Consider the following 5,267-nt stretch of genomic DNA (forward strand, 5'->3'; position numbering starts at 1 on the left):
GGACCTTATTAAATTAACTCGGCTAAGGGGGGCTTTTTAAAGTGGTGAAGAGGGGTCAATTTGAAGCGGTTTATCCACTATAACTGCAGATTGTTCACCTAATTTAAGCGTACTTCTAAAAGTATCACTTTCTGTCAACCTACTCGAAATTTTTGAACCATTTCTTTAGGAAATAATCATATGCCTCTGGGTAGATAGGCGGGCTTGGATTTAAATTTATACCTTCTGCTGTAGTTGTCAAGTTGGTATATATTTATAATGGCTCTCCCGAGTTGATATCGAGATTTAGAAATTATTGATCCATTGCGACAATTGCTTTTTGTTATTATTTATAATCTAATCAAACCCATCGTGTGTTTGATGGTTAAATATTGAAATCATAGTTTTCAATAGCCTTATATATAGCACAATACTTTGAGTGATGTTCGATAAATATAAACCTATTCTTCGGACATTAGATCTTAATGACCAACCTGAACCCACTTTCAGCGGGGGCATGTTGAGTAGTCTTCGCTCTGATCTGGATAGAAAAAATACGCTGATCTACCTTAATTTATCCCTGTTCGGACCAGCGAATGGTTGAGATCTAATTTTCTATTTAAACTTAATCCGGTATCTGATTATAAAGTTTCGCCCTTTTCTAATACTGTTATTAAGAAAGGATGGCATTTTCGACACAATCGATATTAATATTCTCAGAAGCCGAGGGATAAAAGCCTTTCAACCAGAATCGAAAGCACATCAATTGTTTCGCTATCATCGGGCCTTTTATGTTTCAGTAATCTAACTGGGACTACTACTACTACAGGAAATCTTTACACAGCTAAAAATATTTTGGGATATTACGAGTCAACACCAAGTTACAGAACTTCTGCCCCATTTTGCCCAAGGGTTCAATTAAGGACAATAAGCGGTACTTGTCAATTTGCACTATTTGGAACTGTGTACAATGAATACAATTACGCCTTGGTCACCACAACATCTCCACCAGGTGCGTGTGATTTAGAGTATTATGCTTGTTTTGCCTTAGTTCTTGGAGGATTTTTTACGGCTTGCCGTCTTAGAACAAACACCTAAAATCTTAACTACTCGGAACGGGATTTTGACGCAAACTTTGACAAGTAACAACTCAAGTAATTTCACGTTTTTCACCATCATTGCCGAAAGAAGGTCAACCTAAAAGCAAATTATTCGAGAATGGCTGATTGAAAAAACAAAGAAAAGCTATCAACAAACAGAACCTTTATGCAAGTGAAGTTGGTTATGAACAGGCATTTCAACATTGGAAGTCTTAGCGTAAATTATTTAAAGCTAAAACTGATGTTTTCCCTTTGGAGTTCAGGAAATCGTTTAATAAAGTAGGAAAAATTAACTATCCCTATTTTGCATACGATAATCATCGATTTGCATACATCCGCATATTAACTTCTCTGCAACTTTGTAGTATTAAAATCAACAATATGAAATTGAATCAAGTAAAATTAGGAAGTCAGGGATTAATCATTCCAAATATCGGCTTGGGATGCATGGGAATGACAGGTTTTGGAGATGCGGATACATATGGTAAAACAGATGAAAAAGAAGCCATCGCAACCATTCGCCGTTCTTTTGAGCTGGGCGGCAATTTGCTCGACACGGCAGATTTGTACGGACCTTTCGAAAACGAAAAACTTATTGCAAAAGCCATCGAAGGAAATCGTGACCAATACATCCTTGCGACGAAATTTGGTTGGGAAATCGATGACAATGACCAAATCACATGGAAAATCAAAGGAACTAAAGATTATGTAAAAAAATCGATCGAACGATCACTTAAAAACCTAAAAACAGATTACATCGACCTTTATTATATGCATCGTTTGGATAAAAATGTTCCTGTTGAAGAAACCGTTGGAGCGATGAGTGATTTGGTAAAAGAAGGAAAAATAGGTTACATTGGTTTGTCTGAAGTTTCTTCTGCAACGATAAAAAAAGCGCACACCATTCATCCAATCACGGCAGTTCAAAGTGAATATTCTCTGTTTGAAAGAACAGTAGAAGAAAAAGGTGTGATTAAAACATTAAATGATTTTGGAATTGGCTTTGTAGCTTATTCACCTTTAGGAAGAGGATTTTTATCTGGCAATATCAAAACCATCAATGATTTGCCTGAAAATGATTTCCGAAGAGGAATTCCCCGTTTTCAGGAACAGTATTTCCATAAAAATATTGAATTGGTTGAAGCTATTGAAGATCTTGCAAAACAAAAACAAATCACATCTTCGCAACTGGCTTTGGCTTGGATTATCAGTAAAGGCATTGTTCCTATTCCGGGAACTAAACGAAGAATATATGTTGAACAGAATATCGAAGCCAGTAATATCATCTTATCGGATTCGGATTTATCAAAGCTGGAAAGTATAGTACCTTTGGGAACTGATACCGGTAAACCTTATGACGAATTTAGTATGGGGCTTTTGGATTATTAGGTTTAAATTTACAAGGATGAATACAATTGCTTCTATTTCCACATTTCACAGATTACTTTCGCTTCCTCAGCCGAAACATCCGATGGTAAGTGTTATCAATCTGTCCGAAAGTATCTTCATTGAAGATGATGTCTGGAAGGGCTTTGTCAACCGATTTTATTGCGTGGCTTTGAAAAGAAATGCGACCGGAAAAATAAGGTATGGACAGCAGCATTATGACTATGATAAGGGTGTGCTGAGCTTTACGGCTCCCAATCAGGTTCAGTATTTGGACTTAGCAGCGGTGGATTGTGAAAACACAGGTTACCTGCTGATTTTTCACGAAGATTTTCTACTGAATCACTCTTTAGCGACTACGATTTCAGCTTACGGATTTTTCTCTTACGCTGTGAATGAATCCTTGCATTTATCTGAAGATGAGGAAAATGATTTGCTTGAAATTTTGAATAAAATCGACAAAGAATGTCAGCACATTGACCAGCATACGCAGGAAATTATTTTGTCGCAGATTGAATTGTTGCTGAATTATTCCAAACGTTTTTACGAAAGACAATTTATTACCAGAAAAAATGGAAGTCATCAGCTTTTGACGAAATTTGAAATTTATTTGAATGATTATTTTGATAAAAAATCTACAGAAAAAGGGCTTCTAACTGTTCACCATATTGCTGACGCGATGAATCTTTCTCCGAATTATTTGAGCGACCTGTTGAGAATCCAAACCGGACAAAGCACGCAACAGCATATTCACGAAAAGCTTATCAGCAAAGCAAAAGAAAAACTTTCTACGACTGAACGTTCCGTTAGTGAAATTGCTTATGAATTGGGTTTTGAACATTCGCAGTCTTTCAGTACGCTTTTTAAAAAGAAAACGAAGATGTCGCCTTTAGAGTTTCGACAGTCATTCAACTAAAAAGTAATCTGCCACTACTTCTCAATCTAGCTTCGCTAATCTGATGAGCGTTGTTATCCATCAGTGCAATATTAGAGCAAAAAAAGATAGCACATATTCATAGTCGGAGTTTTTATACCGAGAGCTATTACAAAAATGATTTAATTTTTTAGCTTAGTTAGCGGACGAGAAACATTCAATTCTCACTTATTCTTACGTGAAGTCATTTTAATTAAATGGACGTACAACTAATAAGGCCATATATTTTTCCATACAATTATAACTTAATATGAAAAAAGCGCTATATCAATTCAATCGGCTGTTCGTTAAATCCCAGTTCAATCTGAGATTTTTTAAATTCTTTTATACGTACCCTTAAAGATATCCTTTTGCAGATAAAAGATCCGGATGACTAAGGGTCAAGTATCGCTTTCGGATGGTGCCTAATGCCTTTTACAGGTCATGTCTGCTAAGACCAATAAAATAATATCTTTAGACTACACAAGCAAATGATTATAGGATTTTAATGTAGACTCCCATTGAACACAGGTGTCTACATTATTCTATTTTAAAGCATAGATTTCCATAAATCTTAACCTTTTGTTGGCTTAATCCAGACTGGCAGAACAACATCTCACAATATGGAACTTTTAATCTTATTACCCTCTGGACACAAGATGTTAAAAGTTATTGTCGTCTTTAATAGTCTACCTGTATTCCGATTTTACCATAGAAATTTTCATCTCCTTCTTTGAACTCAAGTAGGCTATGCGCTTTACCAATTTCTGATAAGTTGAAAACTTTATTTAACACAGGCTTCAGCTTACCTGTTTCTACCAATTTAGTTATTTCATCTAATTTATTTCGATTTTGTCGAGTAAACACAAAATGATAGGTCGCGTTTTTCCCCCAGGCATGAATCAGGTTTTGAGGTTTTTCAAGGTCGACTATGGTAACTACCTGTCCTAATTGACTCAAAATCTGTCCGCTATCTGACAGTGTATTGCCGCCAATGGTGTCAATGACAATATCGACACCCTTTCCAGCTGTAATTTGTTGAATGGCCTCGATGTAGTTTTCATCTTTGTAATCGATAACATGATCAGCTCCTAATTCAAGAAGAAGTTGGTGATGTACCTTCCTTGCTGTTGTGAAGACAATTGCACCCATTGCTTTTGCAATTTGAATGGTTAACATGCCTACACCGCCAGCGCCACCGTGGATCAAGATAGACTGATTAACCTTAAGCTGAGCTCTGGTGACAAGCATTTCCCAAGCCGTGCCCGCAGCTAATGGAAGCGTGGCAGCTTCGAGATGATTAAGGTTTTTTGGTTTTAAGGCGATGATAGACTCATGGGCACAGTGATACTCCGCGTAACTTCCGGGACCATTAAAGATCTCCGGAGTGTAATAAACTTGGTCACCGATCTTGAAACTTTCCACGCCCTGACCCAGTTCTATAATTTCGCCCGAGACATCGTGACCTGTGATAACAGGTAAGGACAATTCATTTTTATAGTCCCCACGACGGACTTGGTAGTCTAACGGGTTTACAGATGTTGCGAAGACTTTCACCAAAACTTCCCCGAAGCCTGGTTTTGGGGTCGGCACTTCTACGATTTCGAAATTTTCGACCGGGCCGAACTCTTTTAAGATTGCTGCTTTCATTTTGTTTTTAGTTAATTAGGTAAATAGCTAATTTCTATGTTAAAAAAATTATAATTTTTCTTTTATGTGCAATGCCAAGTCTTGAATTGACTGTTCATTCCTTCTGTAATACGTCCATTGATCTTTTCTGGTTGCGATCAATATATTGGCTGTGGACATTGTTGGAATTGCAATAGTATACTAGAGGTTTTTTTATTGTCAGATTATTTTTTTTGAGAAGCATTACTTTAGATTCCGCT

Annotated in this window: 4 protein-coding genes; 3 read left to right on the forward strand and 1 reads right to left on the reverse strand. The window is 36.8% G+C overall.

Annotation, left to right across the window (positions count from 1 at the left end):
- Nucleotides 1-421: 421 nt before the first annotated feature.
- The 3 genes from GJU39_RS22905 to GJU39_RS22915 all read left to right on the forward strand — a co-directional run bounded on the left by GJU39_RS22905 (nucleotide 422) and on the right by GJU39_RS22915 (nucleotide 3,381).
- Nucleotides 422-583: a hypothetical protein gene (locus GJU39_RS22905; RefSeq protein WP_154283316.1), complete on the forward strand. Its 162-nt coding sequence runs from the start codon at nucleotides 422-424 to the stop codon at nucleotides 581-583.
- A gap of 877 nt (nucleotides 584-1,460) precedes the next feature.
- Entirely contained in the window at nucleotides 1,461-2,468 is a 1,008-nt protein-coding gene (locus tag GJU39_RS22910; RefSeq protein WP_154283317.1) for an aldo/keto reductase, read from the forward strand.
- Between the two features lie 16 nt (nucleotides 2,469-2,484).
- Nucleotides 2,485-3,381 (forward strand): helix-turn-helix domain-containing protein, encoded by an 897-nt coding sequence (locus GJU39_RS22915; RefSeq protein WP_154283318.1) that lies wholly within the window; start codon nucleotides 2,485-2,487, stop codon nucleotides 3,379-3,381.
- A 678-nt stretch (nucleotides 3,382-4,059) separates the two neighbouring features.
- Here the strand turns inward: GJU39_RS22915 and GJU39_RS22920 are convergent.
- On the reverse strand, nucleotides 4,060-5,028 hold the full coding sequence (locus GJU39_RS22920) for a zinc-dependent alcohol dehydrogenase family protein (RefSeq protein ID WP_154283319.1): 969 nt from the start codon (nucleotides 5,026-5,028) through the stop codon (nucleotides 4,060-4,062).
- Nucleotides 5,029-5,267: the final 239 nt, after the last annotated feature.

Source organism: Pedobacter petrophilus (assembly GCF_009674725.1).
GTDB lineage: Bacteria > Bacteroidota > Bacteroidia > Sphingobacteriales > Sphingobacteriaceae > Pedobacter > Pedobacter petrophilus.

Coding starts and splice junctions, on each gene's coding strand:
- GJU39_RS22920 (WP_154283319.1), bottom strand. CDS start 5,028: ATGAAAGCAGCAATCTTAAAAGAGTTCGGCCCGGTCGAAAATTTCGAA.
- GJU39_RS22915 (WP_154283318.1), top strand. CDS start 2,485: ATGAATACAATTGCTTCTATTTCCACATTTCACAGATTACTTTCGCTT.
- GJU39_RS22905 (WP_154283316.1), top strand. CDS start 422: ATGTTCGATAAATATAAACCTATTCTTCGGACATTAGATCTTAATGAC.
- GJU39_RS22910 (WP_154283317.1), top strand. CDS start 1,461: ATGAAATTGAATCAAGTAAAATTAGGAAGTCAGGGATTAATCATTCCA.